Consider the following 25,484-nt stretch of genomic DNA (forward strand, 5'->3'; position numbering starts at 1 on the left):
TGGGCGGGAGGTGGTCAGCCAGCGGCTGAGGTGTTATCCGAAGGGCGGAGAGCCGGGCAGGGGGCGGCCGCGCGCGGCGGCGGCTTCAGCGGGAGATGCATACCTGGCGCGGCCGCGTGCCAGACCGAGTTCGCGTCGTTGTTGCACGTAGGAAGACGGGAGCCGTTCGCTTGCGGAGAGATCCGGTTCGGCGCGGGGCGCCCGCTGCACGGGCTGTTCGCGCGCAGCCACAGGCATGCGCAATGACTCCGCCCGAATCGATACCTTGTCCGACGTTGTCGCCGTTGTCGTCGCACTTGTGCGAGCCACCGGAGTCGGATTTGCGGGAGGTTCTTCGACACCCGCATGCTTCGGAGCGCTTGGCATGCGATGTGTGGCTGCGCTCGCGATGGCGACGAAACCCATGCCGACGAAGAGACCCGCCAGCACTCGCGCCGAGCGCGTCGACGGCATGGCGAGGCCGCGCAGGCGCGCCTTCAACAAAGCATATTCACTGAATGCGCAGAGTTCACCGGGCACATCGACGCTGGCCTTGAGCAAGGCGCGGCCATACGCAAAGCGATGACGGTGTCCCTTGGAGGCCATCACCTGCGCATCGCAGGCCAGTTCCTGATCGGTGCGAAACAAGCGGTGTGCGACATGGGCGATCGGATTGAACCAGTGCAGCGACAACACGAGCATGGCAAACAGGTTCACCGGTACGTCGTGGCGCCGGTGATGCATGAGTTCGTGCGCCAATGCCAGGCGTCGTTCCTCACGGTCGAAGCGGTGACGAAAATCGGCGGGAAGGAAGATCACGCGCCGCCACACGCCGCCTGCCACCGGACCGTCCACGGCCGTGCTGTACCTGACGAGCCGTGCTCGATGGTTCCGCCCGTTGATGGCATGAGCCCGCGCATGCCGCATGAAGCGCGTGTATCGCGCGATGTGGAACATGAAATGCAGTGCCGCACCGGCAAGCCAGATCGCGATGAGCAGATCGCCGTCGATGATGTCGGGAGAGCCAGCCATGTAAGGCCCTGCGACCACCTCATCGGCTTGCAACATCGGCAGCGGTGGAAGGAACAGCCGAAGTGCCGGCAACGACCAAAGCGCATAGACCCAAGGCGATCCGATATGCCGACGCAACGGACGGACGGCTATCACGACGAGCATCAATACCGTCGACGCCAGCAAGGTCTGTGCGATCCAGGACATCATGGCTTGAGATCCTTCAGCAGCTTCTTGAGCTCGGCGATGTCATCTGCACCCAATGCATCGTTCCGCGCCAGATGCGCGACCAGCGGTGCAGCGCGACCCCCGAACAGACTGTCGAGCAAGCGTCGGGACTGATTCACCACGTACGCATCGCGTTCCACGGCGGCGCGATAAAGAAATCGGCGCCCGTCCTGCTCGGAAAGGATCGCCTCTTTGGCGACCAGCCGAGCCAGCAGCGTCTTTACCGTACTGATGCTCCAACCCCGTTCCGCTTCGAACTTCTCCGCCAACTCGGCCGCGGTGCGGGGCTCCCGCTCCCACAGCGCTTCCAGAATGGCCTGCTCGCTTTCGGTCACGCGCTCCATGTCCCATCCTCATCGTCTACAGTTGTAGTTGTAGCGTCTACATTTGTAGATGTCAACGCGGCAAGCAAAGGGCACGCGGGCGAAGTGACGGGCGCGAGGCAACGACCAGTGGGCTCGGGCAAGCGCCAGCCGCGCGGCTCAACCGCCATCGCAAAAAAATTTACTCGGAATTTACGCCCCCCGCGAAACGACTTACGCGGCCGATATTTCCCGACTCCGATAATTCCGCAGTGCTCCTCTTTAGGGTGAACCCGTGGAAATCCTGTACGTCCTTCTGATCCTCGTCCTCACTGCGGCGACGATCGGCTTCCTCATGATCTGCGACCGTCTCGGACGGCGGTGAGGGTGTCGATATGACGATCTCCTATCTCATCGCCGGGCTGATTGCCGTGGCGCTTGTCTGCTACCTCGTCGTGGCGCTTCTCAAGCCGGAGTGGTTCGAATGAGCGGCAACGATTGGCTCCAGATCATTGTCTACCTCGTCGTGCTCCTGCTGCTCGTCAAGCCGATGGGCGCTTACATGGCGATGGTGTTCGCCGAGCAGCCAAACGGCGTCACGTGCTTCGGTGCGCGTTTCGAGCGATTGATCTATCGCGTCTCGGGCGTCGAGCCGGGCGAGGACATGTCGTGGAAGAAGTACGCCTTCGCCATGCTGTTGTTCAACGTGGTCGGCATGCTCGCTGTCTATGTACTGCAACGCATCCAGCAATGGCTGCCGCTGAACCCCGAGCACTTTGCGGCCATCACGCCGGATTCGGCGATGAACACGGCGGTGAGCTTTGCCAGCAACACCAACTGGCAGGGCTACGGCGGCGAGTCGACCATGAGCTACCTCACCCAGGCGGTCGGCCTTGCGGTGCAGAACTTCCTTTCTGCCGCCACCGGCATTGCGGTGCTGATTGCCGTCATCCGCGGCTTCGCTCGCCGCGGCGCCAAGGCGATCGGCAACTTCTGGGTCGATCTGACGCGCACGACGCTGTACATCCTGCTGCCGCTCTCGTTCGTGATGACCCTGGTGCTGGTTTCGCAGGGTGTCGTCCAGAACGTGCGTCCGTACGAGCACGCGACGACGGTCCAGGCGACGACATACGACGAACCGATCAAGGATTCCGACGGCAACCCCGTGCTGGATGCGGCCGGCAAGCCGGTCACGCACCCGGCCACCACGCAGGAGCAGGTGCTCCCCATGGGTCCGGCAGCGTCGCAGATCGCGATCAAGATGCTGGGTACCAACGGTGGCGGCTTCTTCAATGCCAACTCCGCGCATCCGTATGAAAACCCGACCCCGTTCTCGAACTTCATCGAGATGCTGGCGATCTTCCTGATTCCGGGCGGCCTCTGCTACATGTTCGGCAAGATGGTCGGTGACCGGCGGCAGGGCTGGGCGATCCTGGCGACGATGCTGGTGATCTTCATTCCTCTGACCATCGGTCTCGTCGCTGCCGAGCAGGCGGGCAACCCGGCACTGCATGGGCTCGCGATCGACGCTCACGCCAGTGCGCTGCAAAGCGGCGGCAACATGGAGGGTAAGGAGACCCGCTTCGGTATCGCGTCGTCGGGCCTGTTCGCGGCGATCACCACGGCGGCGTCGTGCGGTGCAGTCAACGCCATGCACGATTCGCTGACCCCGCTGGGCGGCCTGGTACCGATGTGGCTCATGCAGTTGGGCGAGGTGATTTTCGGCGGTGTGGGCTCGGGTCTGTACGGCATGCTCGCGTTCGCCGTGGTCGCGGTCTTCATCGCGGGCCTGATGGTCGGTCGTACGCCGGAATACCTCGGCAAGAAGATCGAGGCTCACGAAATGAAGATGGCGAGCCTCGCCGTGCTGCTGCCGTGCGCCCTGGTGGTCATCTGCACCGCCATTGCGGTCATGACTCCCGCTGGCGTCGCAGGTGTCGCCAACCCGGGCATCCACGGTTTCAGCGAGATTCTCTATGCCGTGAGTTCGGCGTCCAACAACAACGGCAGTGCGTTCGGCGGTCTTTCGGCAAACACGCCCTTCTGGAACGTGCTTCTGGCGGTCTGCATGTACTTCGCCCGCTATCCGCTCGCTATCGCCATGCTCGCCATGGCGGGATCGCTGGCCGCGAAGCGTCACGTACCGGAGAGCGCCGGCACGCTGCCCACGCACACGCCGCTCTTCGTCGTCCTGCTGACCAGCGTGGTCATCGTGGTTGGCGCGCTTACCTTCCTCCCGGCACTGGCCCTTGGGCCGATCGCCGAGTACCTGATGTCCGCTACGGGGCACTGATCCATGAATAACTCGACTACGGCACGGCGCGGTTTCGACCGGGCCCTGGTAACGCGCGCCCTGGGCGATGCCTTCATCAAGCTCTCGCCGCGCATGCAGTTCCGCAATCCGGTGATGTTTGTCGTCTTCGTGTGCAGCGTGCTGACCACCCTCCTGTGGGTGCAGGCGCTGGCCGGACACGGCGAAGCGCCAACCGGTTTCATCTTCTGGGTCAGCCTCTGGCTCTGGTTCACGCTGTTGTTTGCCAACTTTGCCGAAGCGCTGGCGGAAGGTCGCGGCAAGGCTCAGGCCGATGCCCTGCGTGGTTCCCGCCGCGACGTCGCGGCCAAGAAGCTCGCGTCGGCCGATCGCAATGCGGCGGTGGTGTTCACCCCGTCGAGCGAGCTTCGCACCGGTCACTTCGTGCTGGTCGAAGCCGGGGAGATCATCCCGGGCGACGGCGAGATCGTCGAAGGTGCGGCGAGCGTGGACGAGAGCGCGATCACGGGCGAGTCGGCGCCGGTGATTCGCGAGTCCGGCGGTGACCGCAGCGCCGTCACCGGCGGTACGCGGGTGCTCTCGGACTGGATCGTGATGCGGATCACCAGCAACCCGGGTGAGAGCTTCCTCGATCGCATGATCTCGATGGTGGAAGGCGCATCGCGTCGCAAGACGCCGAACGAGATCGCGCTGACGATTCTGCTCGCCAAGTTCACGCTGATCTTCCTGCTGGCCTGCGCCACGCTGCTTCCGTACTCGATCTACAGCGTGCAAGCCGCGGGTGCCGGCAATCCGATCACGCTCACGGTGCTGATCGCCCTGCTGGTCTGTCTGATCCCTACCACCATCGGCGCGTTGCTCTCGGCCATCGGCATCGCCGGCATGGATCGGATGATCCGCGCCAACGTCATCGCCACCTCGGGCCGCGCCGTCGAAGCCGCGGGTGACGTCGACGTGCTGTTGCTCGACAAGACCGGCACGATCACGCTCGGTAACCGCCAAGCCGTCGCTTTCCACCCGGCGCCGGGCATCGAAGAGCGCGAGCTGGCCGAAGCCGCCGAGCTGGCGTCCCGTGCCGACGAAACGCCGGAAGGCCGCAGCATCGTCACGCTGGCGTCGAAGCAGGGGAGCCGGCCGGAAAACCACCGGATGGACCGCGAGGCGACGTTCGTTCCGTTCACGGCGCAGACCCGCATGAGCGGCGTGGACGTCGGTACGCGCCACATCCGCAAGGGCGCGATCGACGCGGTCGAGCGTTACCTGGCATCGCAGGACAGCCATCTCCCGCCGCTGGTCAAGCGCATGGCCGAGGACGTCGCCCGGCGTGGTGCTACCCCGCTGATCGTGGTCGACGGGTCGCTCACGCTCGGCGTGGTCGAGTTGAAGGACATCGTGAAGGAGGGCATCAAGGAGCGCTTCGCCGAGATGCGCAAGATGGGCATCCGCACGGTGATGATCACGGGTGACAACCCCCTCACCGCTGCCGCGATCGCTGCCGAAGCGGGCGTCGATGACTTCCTCGCGGAAGCCACCCCGGAAGCCAAGTTGAAGTACATCCGCGACATGCAGGCCGAGAACCGCCTGGTGGCGATGTGCGGCGACGGCACCAACGACGCACCGGCTCTTGCGCAGGCCGACGTGGCGGTGGCGATGAACAGCGGTACGCAGGCGGCGAAGGAAGCCGGCAACATGGTCGATCTGGATTCGAATCCGACCAAATTGATCGAGATCGTTGCCATCGGCAAGCAGATGCTCATCACCCGTGGTTCGCTGACGACGTTCTCCATCGCCAACGACATCGCGAAGTACTTCGCGATCATCCCGGCCGCATTTGCCACGACCTATCCCGCGCTCAATGCGCTCAACGTGATGCATCTGGCGACGCCGCAGAGCGCCATTCTCTCGGCGGTCATCTTCAACGCGCTGATCATCATTTTCCTGATCCCGCTCGCGCTCAAGGGCGTGGCCTATCGCGCCTTGGGCGCAGGCGCGCTGCTTCGCCGCAACCTGCTCGTCTACGGGCTCGGCGGCATCGTGGTTCCTTTTATCGGCATCAAGTTGATCGACATGTTGCTGGTCCTGTTCGGACTGGCCTGAACCGAGGTCGTACCCATGCATTCCATGAAGCTCACCGTTCTCATCGACGACACCGACGACCTGGACATGGAAGTCCGGGTGGTGGCGTCCCACGCCGAGCACGCTGTGGCCAACGTCACACCCATCAAGCCGCACGTTGTCGTAGCGGCCCCCGAACGTCTCGATGACGAATACACGCTTGGCGGCTACGCCGGCATCTGAACTGCACCGCACTCAAGAGCACTTCCATGAAGATCGTTTCGCTGGCCGCCACCGCGGTCGTTTCCTTCCTCGCATTCGGTGCCGTCGCGCAGGCGCAGGACGCCGCGCCGGTCACCGCCAATGTGGCGATGGTCTCGGACTATATGTTCCGCGGCTTGACCCAGACCTGGGGACACCCCGCCATCCAGGGCGGCGCCGACTACACGAACCCGAACGGCTTCGCCGCGGGCACCTGGGCATCGAGCATCAGTGACAAGAGCTATCCGGGCGGCTCCATGGAACTGGACCTGTACGCCAGCTTCGGCCGTTCCATCAACACCGACTGGTCGTGGCGCGTGGGCCTCTACGGGTACGTGTATCCGGGTGCGAATCTCGACGAAGCGGGTCTCGCGTCGCGCTCATTCAACACGCTCGAAGCGAACGCGGCGCTGACGTGGCGCCAGTTCACGTTGAAGTACAACCACTCGCTGACCGATTACTTCGCTGCCGACAAGGAGCAAGGCTATGACGGCAACACGCACGGTACCGGTTACCTGCAGTTGGACGCGGCGTTCCCGCTGTCGGATGCGTGGTCGCTTGCCCTGCATGCAGGACATACCCATTACACCGCCAAGCTGGCGACACCGCTCAGCAATGGCGCACGCGATGCGAGCTACAGCGACTACTCCGCCAGCATCAAGTACCAGTTCGCTGCGCACTGGTCGGTCAGCGGCAGCCTCACGCACGCGACGGACGATGCGTTCTATCACCGCGTATCCAGCTTCGTCAGCGCTGCGGACACCCGCAACGTCGGCGGGACGCGCGGCTCCGTTATGTTCCAGGCCACCTTCTGAAGGCATGATCATGAGCAGACTCATCAGGCAATGCGTGGTGCTGTTCCTCGCTATGACGGTACTGACCGGCATCCTCTATCCCCTGGCAGCCACGGGCGTGTCCCAGGTGCTGTTCCCGGCGAAGGCGAACGGCAGCCTGATTGCGAAGGATGGCAAGACGGTCGGCTCGACATTGATCGGCCAGGCCTTCTCCGAACCGAAGTACTTCTGGGGTCGCCCGTCGGCGACGTCGCCGAACCCGAACAACGGTGCGAGTTCGTCGGGCTCCAACCTGGGCCCGACCAATCCCGCTCTTACCGACGCGGTGAAGCAGCGGATCGACGCGTTGAAGCAGGCCGATCCGTCGAACACCGCGCCGGTGCCGGTGGATCTGGTGACCGCGTCGGGTAGCGGACTGGATCCGGAGATCAGCCCTGCTGCGGCGGAGTATCAGGTGAGTCGTGTGGCGCACGTGCGTGGCATCGAGCCCGCGAAGGTACGTGAACTCATCGCGGCACATACCGCGGGTCGCCAGTTCGGCATTCTCGGCGAACCGCGCGTCAACGTGCTGGAGTTGAACCTCGCTCTCGACGCGTCGCCGCGTTGATCGATCGGGCACCGGGGCGAACAAGCGGCCCCGGTGCCGCAGGACGATCGGCACATTCGGCGCCGGCTTGCCCCATGGAAGACTGATTGACGGGGGATGTGTCGTGGCCCCCTGGATGGTCATTCTTCCCCGGGGTAACGCCATGAACCGTTCTTGCCGCGTCGTACTGTCTCTATGCCTCGGCCTGTTGTCCGGCGCCGCTGTGTCCGTCAAGGGCGCGCCATCGCCGGAACTCTGGGGAACGCTCGCGCAAGGCAGTCAGCCGGTGGGCTTCCGTCAGGTCTTCGCCTTCGACAAGAGCCGCACGTGGCTACCCACGAGAAACGTCGAAGGCGAATTCACGCCCGACGTCGACGGGCGCCCTGTCCAGGTGAACGTCTGGTATCCCGCCGCTTCGACATCCGCACCGCGAATGAAGCTCGGCGATTACATCGAGCAGACCGCACCGGCCGGATTCGACCGGATCAATGCCGAGATGCTGCGCCGTAACCGGGACAGTATCCAAGGCAGCTTCGATGAAACGGCCTCCGCGAAACTGCTCGCGATGCCGATGGACGCTGTACGCGATGCGGCACCTGCGCAAGGCAGCTATCCGCTGGTGATTCTGATCGGCGGTCTCGGGGCAGACATCAATACCAACGTGGTGATGGCGGAGTTCCTTGCCAGCCACGGTTACGTGGTCGCAAGCGTGTCCCTGCTTGGTCGATCCGGCGATCAGCTCGCGCCATCGCGTAGTGCCGCCGACATCGAAGCCGGCACGCGCGACATGGAATATGCCTCATCGTTGCTCTGCGCATCGAAGGACGTGGACTGCCGCCGCACGGCCGTGATCGGTCACAGCATCGGTGCCGTGCAGGCCGTACTGCTCGGCCAGCGAAACGGCAACGTGATCGCCGTGGTCGGTCTGGATGGCACGTATGCATTCAAGGGCAACGCATCGACGCTGACCGGCGCGGAAGGGTTCTATCCCGACCAGGCTCGTTACGCGTTGCTCGATCTGCGCCGCCAGCAGGGCATGCAATCTGCCGATCTGGACTTCTCGGCCATCGACCAGCTGCAATATGTCGATCGGGACAGCGTTCAACTGAAGAACATGCACCACAGCGACTTCACGTCGTTCGCGGTGACGGGTGAGGCGATGCACGTGCCGATCAAACCGGTCTACAAGGGCACCGGCTGGGATCGGGCAACCGCACGTCGTGGCTATGAGTTGGCGGCCAACGTCGTGCTGTCGTTCCTCGACATGCAGATCAAGCAGGACGCGCAGGCCAAGCGCCAGTTTGCTGCTCTGACGAAGGATGCGCAGGTGGCATCGACGGCACGGCGCCCCGCGCTACCTTTCCCGCCGTCGCCAGTCGATGCCATCGCGTGGGCCAAGGCGGGCAAGGCGGCGGAACTCAAGCCACGCTTCGAGGCTTCGTGCGGCAAGCGCCCTCTGTCAGAGTGCGTCGATCAGGATGCCTTCAACAACAGCGGCTACGGACTTCTTAAGGCCAAGCAGACCGATACCGCCCTGGTGCTGTTCGAGCTCGTGGCCTGGGCACACCCGAAGTCCGCCAATGCCCAGGACAGCCTGGCTGATGGCTACCAGGCGGCGGGAAAGAAAGCGCAGGCCATCGAGGCATCGAAGCGCGTCCTGGTGCTCGTCGGCGAAGACGCCGCGATCGACGAGGGCACCCGGGCGCAGTTGGTCGCGGCGGCCAAGCAGCGTCTTTCTTCGCTGGGAGGCGAGTAAGGGTTGAGCGCACCGTAGGGCGCGCTCGCATCGGCATCTGTGCGGCGTCGGGCTTCACCGCTTCGTTGGCTTATCGCCAGCAGGCTGGCTCCCACCGGAGTTGGCGGTGGGAGCCAGCCTGCTGGCGATGGGAACTTGCCTCACCGGTTACCGCTTTGTTGGCTTTTCGCCACTAGCTCCCACCGGTGCCATGGCCTCGTCGCCATGGCTGCTCCCACAGGTGCTCCCCCTGTCACGAAATTGCGGGTGTGTCACAGGACTGTCACGAATCAGCCATCGGAGCGCAAAGCTCTTCACCCATTCTTCGCGGCGTTGGCCCGGTTTGAGTATTTTCGGATAGAAAAACCTCAAGCCCGGACACAGGGGACACCACACACTAAACCCAGCGGAGAAATCCCATGCGTTCCAAGTTGCTCACGGTGGCCATTGCCGCCGGTCTGGGCCTGACGAGCATCTCGGCGATGGCAGCGACCAAGTCGCAGCAGCCGGCCAAGGTCATGATCGATGCTGCCACCCTTCAGCAGCTGCAAGCCCAGCTGGCTGCCCTGCAGGCCCAGGTCTCCGACCTCCAGGCCAAGCAGGAAGCCCAGGCCGACGCTCAGGTGGAAACCGCAAAGGCGGTCAACGACGTTCAGGTGCAGGCTTCGGATGCCGTTGCTGCCACCAAGAAGTCGAGCGACAAGCTGTCGTACAAGGGCGTGAACCTCACGCTCGGTGGCTTCCTCGCCGCTGAAACGATCTACCGCACCCACCAGGAAGGCGCCGACATCGCGTCGAACTGGAACGCGATCCCGTACAAGAATTCGTCCGTCGGCCGCATGTCCGAGAGCCGCTTCAGCGCGCGCCAGAGCCGCGTCTCGCTGCTCGCCCAGGGCGACGTGAGCCCGGACACGCACGTGGCCGGCTACATCGAGGCCGACTTCCTGGGTGGCGCGCAGACCGCCAACCAGAATGAGTCCAACTCGTTCAACCCGCGCGAGCGCAACGTCTACATGACGGTCGACTGGGACACGCCGGGCCTGCACCTGCTGGCCGGTCAGAACTGGTCGCTGCTGACGCTGAACGCCAAGGGCATCACGCCGCGCACGGAAGCCGCGCCGCCGCAGATCGACGCCCAGTACCTCCCGGGCTTTGCGTGGGCTCGCCAGACCCAGATTCGCCTGGTCAAGGACTTCGACCACAAGTACTGGCTGGGTATCTCGCTCGAGAACCCGCAGACGACCTTCTACGTGAGCCCGAACCAGTCGAAGGCGCCGGTCACGTCGATCTACAACACGCAGGCCGGCTCGGGTTACGACTCCGCCAATACCCTGTCGTTGAATCACATCCCCGATGTGGTCGTGAAGTTCGCCGCGGATCCGGGCTTCGGCCATTACGAAGTGTTCGGCCTGGGCCGCGCCTTCTACAACCGCTACAACTCGGGCGCCGGCAACAGCAATCACAATGTCTACGGCGGCGGCGTCGGCGTCGGCATGCTGCTTCCGCTGGTCGAGAAGGTGCTGGACTTCCAGTTCACCGGCATGCAGGGTCGCGGCATCGGTCGTTACGGTTCGGCGCAGCTGCCTGACGTGACGTTCAAGCCGAACGGCGAGATCTCGCCGATCAAGGAAAACATGCTGCTGGCCGGCCTGACCTTCCACGCGAATCCGGATGTCGACATCTACGCCTTCGGTGGCCGCGAGCGCGAGGAAAAGCAGGACTACACCTATAACGGCGTGGCTCTCGGTTACGGCAACAAGTCGTACAACAACGCCGGTTGCGATATCGAAGGTGGCGCTTGCGTGGGTAACACCAAGCAGATCTGGAACGGCACGCTCGGCTTCTGGTGGAAGTTCTACCAGGGCAAGTTCGGCAAGGCCCAGTTCGGCGCCCAGTACTCGCACACGGTGCGCGAGGCGTTCGAGGGTGTGGGTGGTTCGCCGAAGGCGAAGGACGACATGGTCTTCACCAGCTTCCGTTACTACCCGTTCTAACCGTTCACGGACGAGTTCCGTTCACGGAAGAAAAGAGGCGGCGGGCATTGCCCGCCGCCTTTCCTTTTTTCGAATGCCGGATCAGGTATGCAGCGGCTCGGGTTCCTGAGCGACGCTCTCCCAGATGCCTTCGAGAAGCAGGTGCCTGACGCGCGATACGTACTCTGTCTTGCTCCCGATCACGCGGGGACGAATCTTGTCGCTGAAGGACACCACGGTCCGGCCCCGATCGCAGATGGCGGCCACGACATTGTCGTTGCTCGCGCCGTTACCGCCCCGGGGCGGCGCCATGGGTGCCTTGCACATCGTTGCCGGCGGCGCGGCGAATGCGCCCTCGTACACCTCGACGCGTTGCGCCGTGCCGTCCTGCAGGCCGTCGGTCGAACCGTGCCACGGATCGCCATGCACATCGACCAGCGCGACCTGCCCATCCTGCTGGTGAATCACGAAGGGCATGCTCTGCATACGCGACGCCCACAGGTCATAGGTGTCGGAGGTCTGCACGGTCTTGGTCTGCAAGTGAGCCGCGCAACCTGCCGAGAGCGCAGTGATGAGGATCATCGGGCCGAGGCGGCACAGGTTTCGGCGTGACATGGATCAATCTCCTGGTGAAGGTGAAGCGCTGACCAGCGCTGGCGTTGAAGGGTGGGCGAGTGCGGTCAAGGCACCTTGCGCGACGCGAGGTTTCGATTGGCGTCGTTGTCGGCGCGGGAAAGCGACATGTCGCCGTCCCAGCCGCCGCCCAGCGCACGGATGAGATCGACGCTGGCCTGCAATTGGCGGGTGCGGACGAGTTGCTCCGTTCGCTCGGCCTGCAGGGCGGCGGTCTGAGCCGTCACGACTTCCAGATAACTGACGACACCTTCGTTGTAGCGATTGGTTGCCAAGGTCTGGGATTGCTTGGCTGCGTCCGCGGCAGCGCCTTCCTGGTCGCCTTCACGTCCCAGGTCCTGCAGCAAGGTGAGGTTGTCTTCGACCTGCTGGAATGCATGCAGCACCACTTGCCGGTACTGCGCCGATGCGGCGGCAAACTCGGCCTTGGCTTCCGCTTCGCGACCGCGACGCAAACCACCATCGAACAGGTTGAGCGATGCCAGCGGGCCCAGGCTCCAGAACTGGTTCGCTGCAGTCAGCAGCGAACCGTGGCCGACATCCTGAAAGCCGAGCGCAGCACTCAGACTGATGTCCGGATAGAAGGCCGCGCGCGCGACGCCGATGCCGGCATTCGCGGCGAACGTGCGACGTTCGGCGGCTGCGATATCCGGGCGACGTTCCAGCAGCTCGGACGGCACGCCCAATGGGATCTTGGGCAACGACAAGGCCGTTTCCTGCGTCGGCAGCGAGAATGTCGAGGGCGATTCGCCGACCAACACGGCAATGGCATGTTCGGTCAGCGTTCTTTGCACGTGCAGTTGCGTGGCCTGAGCCTGGGCATCGGCCAACTGCGCGTTGGCCCGTGCCACGTCCAGGCCAGAGGACACGCCGCCGTCCATACGGTTCTGCGTAATCTGCTGACCCGCGCCAAAGGCCTTGAGGGAGTCCTGCACGATCTTGGCCTGCACGTCGTAGCCGCGAAGCTCGATGTACAGGTCGGCCAGTTTGGCTTGCAGGCTGAGTCGTGCGGACGCGAGGTCGGCCTCCGCGGCCTGCGTCTGCGCCTTGCCGGCGGCGACTTCATTACGGATGCGCCCCCACAGATCGAGTTCGTAGCCGGCGGAAAAGCCCAGCGTTCGCGTGTCGTACTCGTTCGGCTGGTTCGAACCGCGGAGAGGACGATGATCCGACTGGCGGTTGTTGGTCGGGCTGGCGCTGATGCCGACCTGCGGTTCCTGCGCTGCGCCCAGCTGTTCCAGGAAAGCGCGCGACGCATCGAGTCGGGCCAGGGCGACGGCCAGATCCGGATTGTTGGCGTTGAGTTCGTCTTCCAGGTGATTGAGCGTCGGGTCGCTGTAGACCGACCACCACGGTCCTCGCGAGGCGTCATCCTTGGGGGTGGCTACGGTCCAACCCTTGGGCGCTTCCGCACCCTTGAAGGCATCGGGCATCGGGCCTGCCGTCGGCTTCACGTAGTCAGGCGCCAACGAGCAACCGGCGAGTGCCAGCAACGTGCCGACGCACAGCGATCGGCGAGCGAGATCACGCATTCTTGGCATGGCTCGGCTCGTCGTGGGTGGGTTGAGCGATCTGCACCAGGTCACCCTGGGCGAGGGAGTCGGTCGGGTGATCGATGATGCGATCGTCCGGATGCAGTCCCTGATCGATGATCAGCTTGTCGCCCAGATCCATGGCGATGTGGACGTCGCGCAGCACGACGCGATTGTCCTTGCCGAGAACGGCGATCTGCGGACCGGCCGCCCGAAACAGCAACGTGGTGGCAGGCACGGTGACCGAGTCGCCCGGTGCGTGGGTCGCCAACTGCACCTCGGCAAAGTCGCCGGGCAGAAGATCCTGGCGCGGGTTCTCTACCTTGAACTGAGCGAGCAACGTGCCGGACGTGCGACTGATCGCGCGCGACGTGCCGATCAGCGTGCCGTTGACGGTTTCGCCACCGTGTCCCAGCACCAGGAGTTTGACCGTCATGCCAGGGACGATGCTCGATGCGTAGCTCTGCGGTACCTGCGTGTACAGGCGCATCTTGCTGGTATCGGCAATGGAGAAGAGCGGCTGACCGCCGTCGTTGTTCGCGGTGATGAGGTCGCCGATATCGGTGTTGCGTGCAGTGACCGTGCCATCGAACGGCGCCACGATCTGCTTGAAGGATTCCAGCGCCGCGAGTCGATCCACGTCCGCTTTCGCCGCCAGCACATTCGCGCGCGCCGTCTCGGCTTCGCTCGCCTTTTCGTCGGCTTCCTGCTTCGACACCGAGTGCGATTGCAGCAGGTTCTGCCAGCGCTTGGCGGTGGTGTCGGCGAGACGGACATTCGCCTGTGCGCGGACGAGTTCGGCCTTCGCCTGTTCGAACTGCTGGTCGAGTTCGGGCGTATCGATCGATGCGAGCACCTGGCCGGCCTTCACCTTCTCACCGATATCCACGTTCCACGACTTGAGGTAGCCGCCCACGCGCGCATGGATCGGCGTAGCGATCCACGCGTCCAGATGGCCTGGCAGCGTCAGCCCCTGCGTCGAGCTCAATGCCGACGCGGAAATGACCTGAACGGATGGCGTGAGCTGCGCCTGGGTCCATTGGCTCAGTTCGTGTGACTCGGCCGCGCGCAGTGACAGTCCGGCAATGACGCCCACGGCGGCGAGCGCCATGCCGATAGCTAAAGCGAGACGGACGCGGGGAGGGCGTCCCGTGGTGGGGACGGTAGCTTCATGCGACATGGGAGGGATTTCCGAGTAGTCGGTTGTCAGACGGAGCAGGGGCGGTGCGGCCATGCACGATGGAGAAGATGACCGGCACGAAGAGGAGCGTGGCGAACGTCGCGAAGATCAGGCCGCCGATGACGGCGCGTCCGAGCGGCGAGTTCTGTTCCTGGGTCAGCGCCATGGGCAGCATGCCGATGATCATGGCGAGCGCCGTCATGCACACCGGACGGAAGCGAGTGAACCCTGCTTCGAGAGCTGCCTTGACGGCGTCGCCATGCTCGGCCAGACGTTCGCGGCAGAAGCTCACGACAAGGATCGAGTTGGCCGTCGCGACGCCCATGCACATGATGGCGCCGGTCAACGCCGGTACCGACAGGCTGGTATGGGTCAGGAACAGCATCCACACGATGCCGGCCAGCGCGGCAGGCAACGCGGTGATGATCACAAACGGGTCGAGCCACGACTGGAAGTTCACGACAATCAGCAGGTAGATCAGCACGACCGCGCCGACCAGGCCGAAGATCAGGCCGCTGAAGGCCTCGTTCATCGTGCCCACCTGCCCATGCAGGCTGACCAGCGTGCCGGGCGGCCGCTTCGACGCGAACTGATCGAGCACCTTCTGCACGTCGGCAGAGACGCCGCCGAGATCGCGCCCCTGAATCGACGCGTAGATGTCGTACGAGGGCATGATGTTGTAGTGCGAGACGACCGCGTCGCTCGGACCGCGCGTAAAGCTCGCCAGGCCGCCAAGGATCTGCGTGGAACCATTGCCTGCCGAGGTCACCGGCAAGGCCTTCAGGTCCGCCATGGAGTCCATGAGGTACTGCGGAGTGGCCGCGACGATGGCGTAGGACACGCCATTCTTCGGATTGAGCCAGAACGCCGGTGCCACCTGCGAGCTACCCGCGAGCGAGGCCACCATGCTGTTGGTGACGTCGCGCTCGGTGATGCCCAGGCCATCGGCGCGCACGCGATCGACCTTGACGTTGAGCTGCGGGTAGCTGGAGCTTTGTTGCAGGCGGACGTCCACGATGCCGTCGATCTTGCGCAGCTCCTTGAGGATGTCTTCCGCGTAGGCCTCGTTGGCCTTGCGGTCGCGTCCGGCGATGGACACGTCGAGCGGCGACGGTGCACCGAAGTTCAGGATCTGACTGGACATGTCGGAAGGCAGGAAGGCGAACTCCGTGCCCGGAAACTGCTTGGGTAGCACTTCACGCAGCTTCTTCATGAACTCCGCCGCGGGGCGATGGCCTTCCTTGAGCACGATCTGGATGTCGCCATCCTGCGAACCGATCGTGCCGCTGCTGCTGTAGACCAGGTTCACACCCGAGAGCGGCAGGCCGATGTTGTCGATGATGGTGTCCAGTTCGTCCGGCGGAATGACGGAGCGGATGGCGCGCTCGATGTGATCGAACTCGGCGGCCGTTTCTTCCACGCGGGTGCCCATCGGTGCGCGAACGTGCAGCGAGAGCGAATCGGCGTCCACCTCGGGGAAGAAGTCGCGACCCAACGCGGGCAATAGGGCGAAGGACACGAGCACGAAGCCGAGGAAGAAGATGACGAAGCGCTTGCGATTCTTCAGCGCCATGCCGAGCACGGCGTAATAGGCGTCGCGGATACGCGTGAAGCGCTTCTCGAAGCCGAGCTGGAAGGCAATCAAGCCGCGAACCAGCGCGTTGTGGCGCTTCTTCGTGTGGCGATCGCCTTCGTGATGATTGATGACCTGATCTTCGGGATGGTTACCCGGGCCGGCTTCCACCGTGTGCGGCTTCAGCAGGTACATCGCCAGCGTCGGAACCAGCGTTCGCGAAAGGATGAACGACGACACCATCGCGAAGATCACCGCCAGCGCCATCGGCCGGAACAGGAAGCCGGCGATGCCATTCAGCATGAACATCGGCACGAACACGATGCAGATGCAGAGCAGCGAGACGAAGGCGGGCGTCACGATCTGCTGCGCGCCGTCCATGATGGCGGCGACGACGCCCTTGCCCTGTTCGAGATGCCAGTTGATATTTTCGATGGTGACCGTCGCATCGTCCACGAGGATACCCACGGCCAGCGCGAGGCCGCCCAGGGTCATGACGTTGAGCGTCTGACCGAAGACAGCCAGCAGCGCGATGGCCGACAGGATCGCCAGCGGAATCGACAAGGCGATGATGACCGTGGATCGCCAGCTGCCCAGGAACAGGAGAATCATCACCGAGGTCAGCGCGGCGGCGATCACGCCTTCGCGTGCCACCGACGTCACCGCGGCCTTCACGAAGATCGACTGGTCACCCAGCAGATGCATCTTGAGCGACTTGGGCTGCGTCTCGGCAATCAGCGGCAGCAGCTTCTTGATGCCGGCCACCACGTCGAGCGTCGAGGCGTTGCCGTTCTTCAAGGCCGGCATCAGTACCGCGCGCTTGCCGTCCACGCGGACGATGTTGTTCTGCGGAGGCGCACCATCGCGAACGTGCGCGACGTCGCCGATGGTGATCGTGGCGCCGTTCACGGTCTTGATCGGCAGATTGTTGAGCTCGTCGATCGCCGTGGGGCTGTTGTTCAATTGCACGTGATACTCGTAGGTGCCGATCTTGGCGGTACCTACGGGGATGATCTGGTTCTGCGCGGCGAGTGCGTTGCCGACGTCTTGTGCCGACAGCCCTTTGGCCGCCAGCGCGCGCGGATTCAGATCGAGCGTGACCTGCTTCTGCTTGCCGCCGTAGGGTGTCGGAATGGCGACGCCGGGTACGGAGATCAGCGTGGGGCGCATGAAGTTCTGCGCAATATCGCGGATCGTCGCCTCCGAGAGGATCGGACTGGACAGCGCCATCTGCAGTACCGGCACGGTCGAGGCGTTGTAATTCAGAATCAGCGGTGGCGTGATGCCTGGCGGCATCTGCTTCACCACGGTCTGCGAGATCGACGTGACCTGCGCCGTTGCCGTGCGGATGTCCACACCCGGCTGGAAGAAGATCTTGACGATGCCCACGCCCGGCAACGACTGCGACTCGATGTGTTCGATGTCGTTGACCGAGGTGGTCAACTGGCGCTCGTAGTAATAGATCACGCGTCCGGACATCTGATCCGGCGGCAAGCCGTTATAGGTCCAGACGACGCTGATGACGGGAATGCCGATGTTCGGAAAGATGTCCGTCGGCGTCCTCATCGCGGCCAACGGGCCCACGATGAGAATGAGCAAGGCCAGCACGATGAAGGTATAAGGGCGCGAGAGCGCGATGCGAACGAGCCCTAGCATGTCGCCGCGCCTTCAGTGGGCGACTGTGACAGTCGGATGACGCACTCTCGAACAAAGGCGCATCGGCAGGACGCGTTGGGATTCATGGGTGGAGCCACTCGACAGGCCTCGGGCAGAATCGCCCAGTGCCATTGTTCGACCCGAACCTTGTGGAAATCTTTTGTCCCGCGTCACCGCGGAACGAGGTCAGCCGATGCGGCCGCCAGAGGGATCGACGGCGATGCGGATGCGGACCAGCAGGCCCTGGCCGGACTGGTTGTCGAGCAGCTCGATCGAACCCTCGTGCAGCTCCACGGCGCGCTGCACGATGCTGAGACCCAGGCCGTAGCCTGATGCCTTCGTATCGTTGCCCCGCTCGAACCGCTGGAAGGCCCGCTCGCGGAGCTCCGCGGGGATACCCGGCCCGTCGTCGCAGATGTCGATGACCACGGTGTCGCCATGGCGATGGACCGAGATATCCACCCGGCTGCGCTCGGGTGTGTGGCGGAGCGCGTTCTCGACGAGGTTGCGGAACATGGCCGTCATCGCCACCTCGTGCCCTGAGATACGTACCTCGGGCTCGTCGTGGGTCAGGCTCAGCGAAATGTCCTTCTCGGCGATGAGCGGCGCCAATTCCTCGACCACTTCCGTCGCCAGGGTGATGAGGTCCAGCGATGTGCGCTGCTCGGCCGCCGCACCGGCTTCCAGGCGTGCGATGGCGAGAATCTGCTCGATGCGACGCCCCAGGCGACCAAGATTGCGCCTGGCGTTGTGCAGCGTGTACTCCAGCTCGCCGGCATCCTTGGCAATGAGCGCGCCTTCGAGGTGGATGGTCGCTGCCGCCAATGGCGTGCGCAGCTCGTGGGCCACGTCGCCAGCGAAGCGATGCTCGCGCTCGATGACGTCCTCCAGTCGTTCCAACTGCTGGTTCAAGGTGACGATGAGCGGCTTGATCTCATCGGGCGTGCGTTCGATTGCGATAGGCGTGCGGCTGCGCGGCGCGCGTTCGGCGAGCACCTTGGTCAGCTTGTCCAGCGGCCGCAGTCCCTGCTTGACGGCAAGGCCCGCGAGGAGGGCCAGCAAGGGCAGCCCGATGACCAGGGGCAGCGAGTGTTCGAGGATGAGGCCTTGCGTGATGTCGGCGCGGTTCTCGGCGCGTTCACCGATGCGGATCGTGAGGTTGAAGCGGTTGGTGAGCGTGAAGAGTCGCCAGTTCGAACCGTTGTGCTCGATATCGCGGAAGCCATGCTCGCCCTTCACGGGTGGCGGCAAGTCCGCCAGATTCGCGGTGGCAGCGATGAGCGTGCCGTGCGGATCGTAGGCCTGGAATCCGACTTCGGGCTCGTAGTTCTTGGCATGCACGGCCACGACCACGGCGCCGCGCTGCGCCTCCGTGGCAAGCGTGACCGCCCGCTCGGCATCGGCGTCGCTGTAGTCACGCTTGTTGTAGGCAATCAAGGTGCCGAGGGTGCGCCCCGCTTGAGCGAGTCGCCCGTCCAGCAGCTTGACCATCTCGTGCTGCTCGCGCTGGTAGCTGATGGCGCCCAGCGGAATCAGCACCATCACCTGCACGGCGATGATGAGCCAGGTGAGTCGCGCGCGGAGGCTGTGCGAGCTCACTTGGGTTCCCGCGGCATCATGTAGCCGATGCCACGTACCGTGTGGATGAGTTCCGGGCTGAGCTTGCGGCGCAGCCAATGCACGTGGACTTCGATGGCGTTGCGATCGACCACGGTGTCGAAGCCGTAGACGGAGCTTTCGAGGCTTTCACGTCGGACGATGCGCCCGGCCCGCTCCATGAGAATGCGCAGTACCGCGAACTCGCGGCGCGTGAGCGTGATCCGCTCGCCGCGAAACACGACGTCCGTCGTCGCCAGATCCAGCACCAGGCCGCCGACCTCGATACGATTGTCGACCAGGCCCTGCGCCCGGCGGGTCAGGGAACGGATGCGGGCCGCCAGTTCGCCCAGGTGGAATGGCTTGACAAGGTAATCGTCCGCGCCCAAGTCCAGTCCCTTGATTCGCGCCTCAGGGGTATCCCGGGCGGTCATGATGAGGATGGGGGTCCGGACGCCGTTGCGGCGCGCTTCAAGCAGCAGATCGATCCCATCCCGACCCGGTAGCCCGAGATCCAGCAGGATCAGGTCGAACAAGGCATCGGGCAGGGCGGCCGCGCCGCTGCGCCCGTCGGTCAGCCACGTAACCGCATACGACTGCTGCTCCAGCGCATGCTTGATCGCCCCGCCCAGCTCGATGTCGTCTTCTAGCAGGAGGATGTGCATGGGGCCGACAGTCAGGGGATGGCGGAGGGGGAGGCTAGGATCGCCGGGAAATCTTTTGGCAAGCTTTTGTGGCTCAGCTCAATCTGCCCGCCATCATGATCAGCAGTGCGATGCCGAGGGCGATTGCCACCGCGACCCAAAGCTTAGTCCCTCGTGGAAGCAAGGCCAATGAGAGCACGGCGCCCGCACTTGAGTAGGCGTCATAGACCAGCGACTGGTCGACCTGACGCCATGGTCCGAGGAGGCATAGATAGCCCAGCGCCAAGGCAACAATCACCAACCTTGTTCGCCACTTCACGTTCCATAGGCGAGCCAATTCATTCCCCCGGTCCCATCGCGTCTCCGATCTTATCCAAGGTCCGTCGTGGGCCACAGGGGATGGCAGACACGCGCTTCACTATGACGCCGCTTCGTCCTGCTCAAACAGGGCGATAAAACCGCCGGCAGGATTGTCACTGGCAAGCATCTCGTAGAAGCCGACACCGTCGGCAGCGGACGCTGCACCGCGCGCGAACATCGCACGTTCGAACTCCGCCAGCGCGTGTTCGGGGTTGGCCGGGTTGCGCGCAAGGGCAAGACCCAGTTCCGCGCCATCGAGCATGGCGAGGTTGGCGCCTTCGCCGTTGGGCGCCGTGACGTGGGCGGCGTCGCCGATCAAGGTCACGCCGGGAACGCGCGTCCACTGATGACCGACGGGCAGGGCGTGGAAGAGCCGCACTACCGGCGTGGTGTCGCTGTCGGTAATGAGCGCGGTGATCGACGGAGCCCAATCGCGGAACTCGTCTTTGATGCGGGCCGCAGCGGCCTGGGCATCCGAGACGTCAATGTCTGCGAACCATGCCTGGGCCCGATTGAGCATCACATAGGCATGCAACGTATCGCCGCGTTCGCGGTGCGCCATGATGGCCCGGCCGGGTGCCGGCGCACTCATCGCTCCGTTGCCGACGGCTTGCGCGGTGGCGGGATGCCGCGTGTCGGACTCGAACAAGTAGGTCTCGATGCACCCGGTTCCCGTGTATGTCGGCACAGCTTCCGTCACGAGTGGGCGGACCTTGGACCATGCGCCATCCGCACCGACCAGCAGATCCGTCTGGACGGAGCCGCCGTCGGTGAAGTGAACCTCGTGACGTCCTTCGCCAAGGCTGACCACATGACTCACCTTGCGGTTCCAGCGAACGGTATCGGGTGGCAGCGAATCAAGCAGTACCTGCCGCAACTCCCCTCGCTGCACCTCGGGCCGCGTGCCGGTGCCATCGTCGGGATGGTCGAGCAGCACCTTTCCGTCCGGGCTCAGCAGGCGAAAGGCCTGTCGGCCCTCGAGGATCAGTGCGCGGAAAGCTTCGGTGAGCCCCGCCGCTTCCAGGGCGACCTGACCGTCGTGGGCGTGGATGTCGAGCATGCCGCCTTGCGTCCGTGACGCGGGGGACGCGTCGGCTTCGTACACGGTGGCACGAATGCCGTGCAAATGAAGCACCCTCGCCAAGACGAGGCCGCCCAGGCCGGCGCCAATAATCGTGACCGATCTAAACATGGGAAACCCTCAAGGTGTGGAACGGCGTTCCATATACCGATATTGGATCGACGTTCCATTCCTGTCAAGCTAGGTCATGTCCAAGAAAACTGCTCGTGCCGGGCGTCGCACCGAAGCGCTCACCAAGGCGCAAATCGTCGAAGCCGCCATCGCCATTCTCGATAGCGAAGGCGTGGCTGCGCTTACGTTTCGAACGCTATCCACCCGCCTCGCGACGGGCAGCGGCGCGATCTACTGGCATATCGCCAACAAGGAAGAACTGCTCGCTGCCGCCACCGACCACATCGTGGCCGCGGCGATGGACGCCGCCAAAGTCCCCACCCGAAAGCCACGCGAGGCCATCCGTGCGATCGCGACGGCCGTGTTCGATGCGTTCGACGCGCATCCGTGGATCGGCGGGCAGCTCTCGCTCGCGCCAGGCCGCACGGGGATGTTGCAGGTCTTCGAAGCCATCGGCGGGCGACTTGTCGCGCTCGGCGTGGCCGACAAGGACCGCTTCGACGTCTGGTCGGCGCTCGTCAATTACATCTTCGGCGTGGCCGCGCAAAACGCCGATAATGCGCGACGAGCGGAGGAGGGGAGAACCCGGGAAGACATGCTCGGCACGATCGCCGAAGCGTGGGGCCAGCTGGACGCCGGCCAATTTCCCTTTCTACATGAAGTCGCGGTGCAGCTTCCCGGTCATGATGATCGGGAACAGTTTTTGGCAGGGATCGATCTGATTCTGGATGGGGCGCTGGAGCGGCGTCGATAGGGGCGGCTAAGCCGAAGGCGGCCGGGTAACCACGGTTTCAAACCGACTGGCTGCAAAGAGCAGCAGAACGTCGGCACCATCGTCATTCGGAGTGAGCATGGAGTGGATCGCTGGCTTGGTGCATGCGGGCACGCTGCTGCTGGTGAATGCGTTGTTGGCGGCTCTGGCGTCGGCACTCTTCTTTGCCTTGTACCTCGGCCACCCAAGGGTCAAACGTCAGCCCGGCGTGCTGTGGTGGGGGATGAGTTACGGGGCGTTTGCGACCGGCTTCGGATTGCTCTTCCTGCCCGCGTTCCACGTCATCTTTCCAGGCCTGCAATTGATCGCGAACCTCTCGATCGATGCGGGTGCCGTGCTGGCGCTGCTAGCGGCCAACTTGTATCTGGAACGGTCCCGACGCCGACTGTGGGTGCTGGTGCCGGTGGTCATGATCGCGCTGACCGAAGCCGGCCTGGTGCTGGTCGAGGGAGAGAACCTTCGCCACATGGTCATCCTGGGCGGCGCGCTGACCGCCCTGCTCACCGTCGCCACCGGCGCCGCGTTCTGGCAATGCAAGGACGAGGCGCAACGTCCCGTCGCGCGACTGGCGGCGATATTCCATTTCCTCTGGGCCGCGATGCTGCTGGTGCGGATCGGATGGTGGATCGCCCAGCCGGCCGAATTCGCGGGGAAGGACCCCACGTCGACTTTCGGGCTGCTCTTGCGCATCGTTCTCACCTGGGTGATTACGCCGGCCCTGCTGTGGATGCTGACGCGCAAGCTGGACGCGGAACTGATCCGGCACGCCAGCCAGGACCCGTTGACCGGCGTCGCCAATCGCCGCGTGATGTGGGAGGAAGGGCAGGGCCGAATCGCGGCATCCCATGCGCGCGGCGCCCCCGTGGCAGCGCTCATGATCGACGTGGACCGATTCAAGGCAATCAATGACCGATGGGGCCACGAAGGCGGCGATCATGTGCTGATCGCTATCGCCGGTACGTTGAAGCGACATATCCGCGAGAAGGACATCCTGGCGCGTGTGGGCGGCGAGGAGTTCATGGTGTTGTTGCATTACGCAGAAGCGTCGGCGGCAAACGACGCGGCGGAGCGATTACGGCAGGCCGTGGAAAAGACAACGATCACCCTGCCATCCGGCGAGACGCTGCATTGCACGGTCAGTATTGGCTACTGTCTATCCGCGGGGAAAGAACAGAGCTGGCGCGACGTCGTGGTCGCGGCCGACCAGGCGCTGTACGCGGCCAAGCAGGCGGGACGCAATCGTGTTGTTGGCGCCGGGGATTGAATGCATCCGGCGCGTTTGTGTTGAGTCAGCGGATGGCTCGCCTTCAGGCGCGCATCGATCCCGTATCCAGCCACCGCTGGTGCCACGACAGCGCTTCCGGTAGCAGATGAGGCGTGTGCTTGCCGAAGCTCGCCCGCGACGCCCGCTCGAAGTAATCCTCGAGCTGCGGCCGATACGACGGGTCTACGCAGTGATCCAGGATCTGACGAGCACGATGCCGCGGCGGCAGGGCGCGGAGGTCGGCCAGGCCGTGCTCGGTCACGATGATCGACACGTCGTGTTCCGTGTGGTCGACGTGGCTGACCATCGGTACCAGCGCGGAGATGCTGCCGTTCTTCGCCGTGCTCGGGCTCAGGAAGATCGACAGGAAGCTGTTGCGCGCGAAGTCGCCCGAGCCGCCGATGCCATTCATGATCTTGCTGCCCATCACGTGCGTGGAGTTCACGTTGCCGTACAGATCGGCCTCGATCATGCCATTCATCGCAATGCAGCCAAGTCGGCGCACCAGTTCCGGGTGATTCGAAATCTCTTGCGTGCGCATGATGATTCGCTCGCGATAGAAATCGATATTCCGCTTGAATTCCTCATTCGCAGCCGGGCTAAGGGCGAAGCCCGTGCACGAGGCCACGCGCAACACGCCATCGCGCAGCATGTCGAGCATGCCGTCCTGGATGACTTCGGTGAACGCGGCCATGTCACGGAAGCCGCTTTCCGAAAGCCCCGCCAGCACGGCATTGGGGATGTTGCCCACGCCCGACTGCAACGGCAGCAGGTTCGCCGGCAAGCGGCCCTTCTTCACTTCGTGCTGCAGAAACTCGATCAGGTGCGCGGCGATACGCTTGCTCGTGTCATCCGCAGGCGAGAAGGGGCTGTTGCGATCGGGGCCGTTCGTACGTACGACAGCTACGACCTTGTCGGGGTCCACGCGCAACGACGTCTCGCCGATGCGGTCATCCGCATGCAGCAGCGGAATCGGCTTGCGATGCGGGGGCAGGGCCGTGCCGTAGTACACGTCGTGCATGCCATCGATGCCTTCCGGCTGCCAGTCGTTGACCTCGATGATGACCTTCTTCGCCAAGTCCAACCACGTCTTGTTGTTGCCGATGGACGTGGACGGAATCAGCGAGCCATCCTCACGAATACCGGCCACCTCGACCACGGCGGTATCTATATCGCCATAGAAGCCGAACCACACGTGCTGCGCCACGTGACTCAGGTGGATGTCGATGTAGTCGAGCGTGCCCGCGTTGATTCGCTGGCGGGCATCCGGATCGGTCTGGAACGGCATGCGCAATGCGATGCCGTCAGCCTTCGCCAGGGCACCGTCGAGTTCCGGCGCCGTTGAGGCGCCGGTCATGAGCCGGATGCGGAAGGCCTGCCCGGCCACATGCGCATCCTCGATCCGGCGAGCCAACGCCAGCGGCACGGCCTTCGGGTAACCCGAGCCCGTGAATCCGCTCATGGCGACGGTCTCGCCGGGCTGGATAAAGGCGGCGGCAGCCTCCGCGCTGGCCACGCGGTCGCGCAGGAGGGAGGAGCGGATGCGATCGGAAGACATGGTCGGCGTCGAGGCTACGGAGGATGACCGGCCATTTTCTCACCGGCCCGGGAGCATGGCACATGCGACCTTGGTGGTATGGCAACGTGCCGCAGGGGGAATGGGCCGGAAGACCGAGATTTCGTGCCGGAATTGCGCTAGGCGCTTTGCTACCCGACACGCAAAGCCGCGCCTGCCGGTAGCTGGTCCGGAAGCATCGACGCAAGAAGCGTGAAGCCTACAGGGAGCGGGATAATCATGGGCCGCGTCACCCGCTACATGTTGGCGCTGGTGCTCGTGGGACGTAAGCATGAGGCATGCCACCTCATAGGTTACGGGGTCCGCCATT

20 protein-coding genes are annotated in these 25,484 nt (G+C 64.1%); 10 read left to right on the top strand and 10 right to left on the bottom strand.

From position 1 onward, the window contains the following. Window positions 1-33 precede the first annotated feature (33 nt). Window positions 34-1,200, bottom strand: a complete 1,167-nt coding sequence (locus tag BT115_RS15595) for a M56 family metallopeptidase (protein ID WP_072323531.1) — start codon at window positions 1,198-1,200, stop codon at window positions 34-36. Then, window positions 1,197-1,562 (bottom strand): BlaI/MecI/CopY family transcriptional regulator, encoded by a 366-nt coding sequence (locus BT115_RS15600; RefSeq protein ID WP_072323532.1) that lies wholly within the window; start codon window positions 1,560-1,562, stop codon window positions 1,197-1,199. Before BT115_RS15600 ends, BT115_RS15595 begins: the two co-directional genes overlap by 4 nt. 353 nt (window positions 1,563-1,915) lie before the next feature. Here BT115_RS15600 and kdpF point away from each other — a divergent pair, with 353 nt between their 5' ends. The 8 genes from kdpF (at window position 1,916) to BT115_RS15640 (ending at window position 11,217) form a co-directional block, all read left to right on the top strand. Beyond that, the gene (kdpF, locus tag BT115_RS15605) at window positions 1,916-2,008 is read left to right on the top strand and encodes a K(+)-transporting ATPase subunit F (protein WP_072323533.1); all 93 of its coding nucleotides are present in this window, start codon (window positions 1,916-1,918) and stop codon (window positions 2,006-2,008) included. Further along, on the top strand, window positions 2,005-3,813 hold the full coding sequence (kdpA, locus tag BT115_RS15610; RefSeq protein WP_072323534.1) for a potassium-transporting ATPase subunit KdpA: 1,809 nt from the start codon (window positions 2,005-2,007) through the stop codon (window positions 3,811-3,813). Before kdpF ends, kdpA begins: the two co-directional genes overlap by 4 nt. Window positions 3,814-3,816: 3 nt before the next feature. Next, window positions 3,817-5,889, top strand: coding sequence for a potassium-transporting ATPase subunit KdpB (gene kdpB / locus BT115_RS15615; protein WP_072323535.1), 2,073 nt, complete (start codon window positions 3,817-3,819; stop codon window positions 5,887-5,889). 15 nt (window positions 5,890-5,904) lie between these two features. Beyond that, window positions 5,905-6,090, top strand: a complete 186-nt coding sequence (locus BT115_RS15620; RefSeq protein ID WP_072323536.1) for a hypothetical protein — start codon at window positions 5,905-5,907, stop codon at window positions 6,088-6,090. Window positions 6,091-6,116: 26 nt separating this feature from the next. Next, entirely contained in the window at window positions 6,117-6,923 is an 807-nt protein-coding gene (locus BT115_RS15625) for a TorF family putative porin (RefSeq protein ID WP_072323537.1), read from the top strand. 10 nt (window positions 6,924-6,933) lie between these two features. Further along, entirely contained in the window at window positions 6,934-7,509 is a 576-nt protein-coding gene (kdpC, locus tag BT115_RS15630) for a potassium-transporting ATPase subunit KdpC (RefSeq protein WP_072323538.1), read from the top strand. A gap of 142 nt (window positions 7,510-7,651) precedes the next feature. Continuing rightward, on the top strand, window positions 7,652-9,244 hold the full coding sequence (locus BT115_RS15635; RefSeq protein WP_072323539.1) for a hypothetical protein: 1,593 nt from the start codon (window positions 7,652-7,654) through the stop codon (window positions 9,242-9,244). Between the two features lie 398 nt (window positions 9,245-9,642). Beyond that, window positions 9,643-11,217, top strand: a complete 1,575-nt coding sequence (locus BT115_RS15640) for a hypothetical protein (RefSeq protein WP_083527518.1) — start codon at window positions 9,643-9,645, stop codon at window positions 11,215-11,217. An 81-nt stretch (window positions 11,218-11,298) separates the two neighbouring features. Here the strand turns inward: BT115_RS15640 and BT115_RS15645 are convergent, their stop codons facing one another. The 7 genes from BT115_RS15645 to BT115_RS15680 all read right to left on the bottom strand — a co-directional run bounded on the left by BT115_RS15645 (window position 11,299) and on the right by BT115_RS15680 (window position 21,562). Continuing rightward, window positions 11,299-11,811 carry a hypothetical protein gene (locus BT115_RS15645; RefSeq protein ID WP_072323540.1) on the bottom strand — a complete coding sequence of 171 codons (513 nt, stop codon included), beginning with the start codon at window positions 11,809-11,811 and terminating at the stop codon, window positions 11,299-11,301. 65 nt (window positions 11,812-11,876) lie between these two features. Then, the gene (locus BT115_RS15650; protein WP_072323541.1) at window positions 11,877-13,370 is read right to left on the bottom strand and encodes an efflux transporter outer membrane subunit; all 1,494 of its coding nucleotides are present in this window, start codon (window positions 13,368-13,370) and stop codon (window positions 11,877-11,879) included. Then, window positions 13,354-14,541 (bottom strand): efflux RND transporter periplasmic adaptor subunit, encoded by a 1,188-nt coding sequence (locus BT115_RS15655; protein ID WP_072323542.1) that lies wholly within the window; start codon window positions 14,539-14,541, stop codon window positions 13,354-13,356. The genes BT115_RS15650 and BT115_RS15655 overlap by 17 nt, the downstream gene beginning before the upstream one ends. Further along, window positions 14,531-17,770, bottom strand: a complete 3,240-nt coding sequence (locus BT115_RS15660) for an efflux RND transporter permease subunit (RefSeq protein ID WP_072323543.1) — start codon at window positions 17,768-17,770, stop codon at window positions 14,531-14,533. Before BT115_RS15660 ends, BT115_RS15655 begins: the two co-directional genes overlap by 11 nt. Window positions 17,771-17,956: 186 nt before the next feature. Continuing rightward, window positions 17,957-19,369 (bottom strand): sensor histidine kinase, encoded by a 1,413-nt coding sequence (locus BT115_RS15665; protein ID WP_072323544.1) that lies wholly within the window; start codon window positions 19,367-19,369, stop codon window positions 17,957-17,959. Next, entirely contained in the window at window positions 19,366-20,031 is a 666-nt protein-coding gene (locus BT115_RS15670; protein ID WP_072323545.1) for a response regulator, read from the bottom strand. Before BT115_RS15670 ends, BT115_RS15665 begins: the two co-directional genes overlap by 4 nt. Before the next feature lie 397 nt (window positions 20,032-20,428). Next, window positions 20,429-21,562, bottom strand: a complete 1,134-nt coding sequence (locus BT115_RS15680; RefSeq protein ID WP_072323547.1) for an FAD-dependent oxidoreductase — start codon at window positions 21,560-21,562, stop codon at window positions 20,429-20,431. Window positions 21,563-21,638: 76 nt separating this feature from the next. Here BT115_RS15680 and BT115_RS15685 point away from each other — a divergent pair, with 76 nt between their 5' ends. Together BT115_RS15685 and BT115_RS15690 are read left to right on the top strand one after the other, a co-directional pair. Next, entirely contained in the window at window positions 21,639-22,316 is a 678-nt protein-coding gene (locus tag BT115_RS15685) for a TetR/AcrR family transcriptional regulator (protein ID WP_072323548.1), read from the top strand. A gap of 97 nt (window positions 22,317-22,413) precedes the next feature. Beyond that, window positions 22,414-23,598, top strand: coding sequence for a GGDEF domain-containing protein (locus BT115_RS15690; protein WP_072323549.1), 1,185 nt, complete (start codon window positions 22,414-22,416; stop codon window positions 23,596-23,598). A 43-nt stretch (window positions 23,599-23,641) separates the two neighbouring features. Here BT115_RS15690 and BT115_RS15695 read toward each other — a convergent pair whose 3' ends face one another. Further along, the gene (locus BT115_RS15695) at window positions 23,642-25,156 is read right to left on the bottom strand and encodes an acetyl-CoA hydrolase/transferase family protein (protein ID WP_072323550.1); all 1,515 of its coding nucleotides are present in this window, start codon (window positions 25,154-25,156) and stop codon (window positions 23,642-23,644) included. Between the last annotated feature and the right edge of the window lie 328 nt (window positions 25,157-25,484).

Source organism: Luteibacter sp. UNCMF366Tsu5.1 (assembly GCF_900119235.1).
GTDB lineage: Bacteria > Pseudomonadota > Gammaproteobacteria > Xanthomonadales > Rhodanobacteraceae > Luteibacter > Luteibacter flocculans.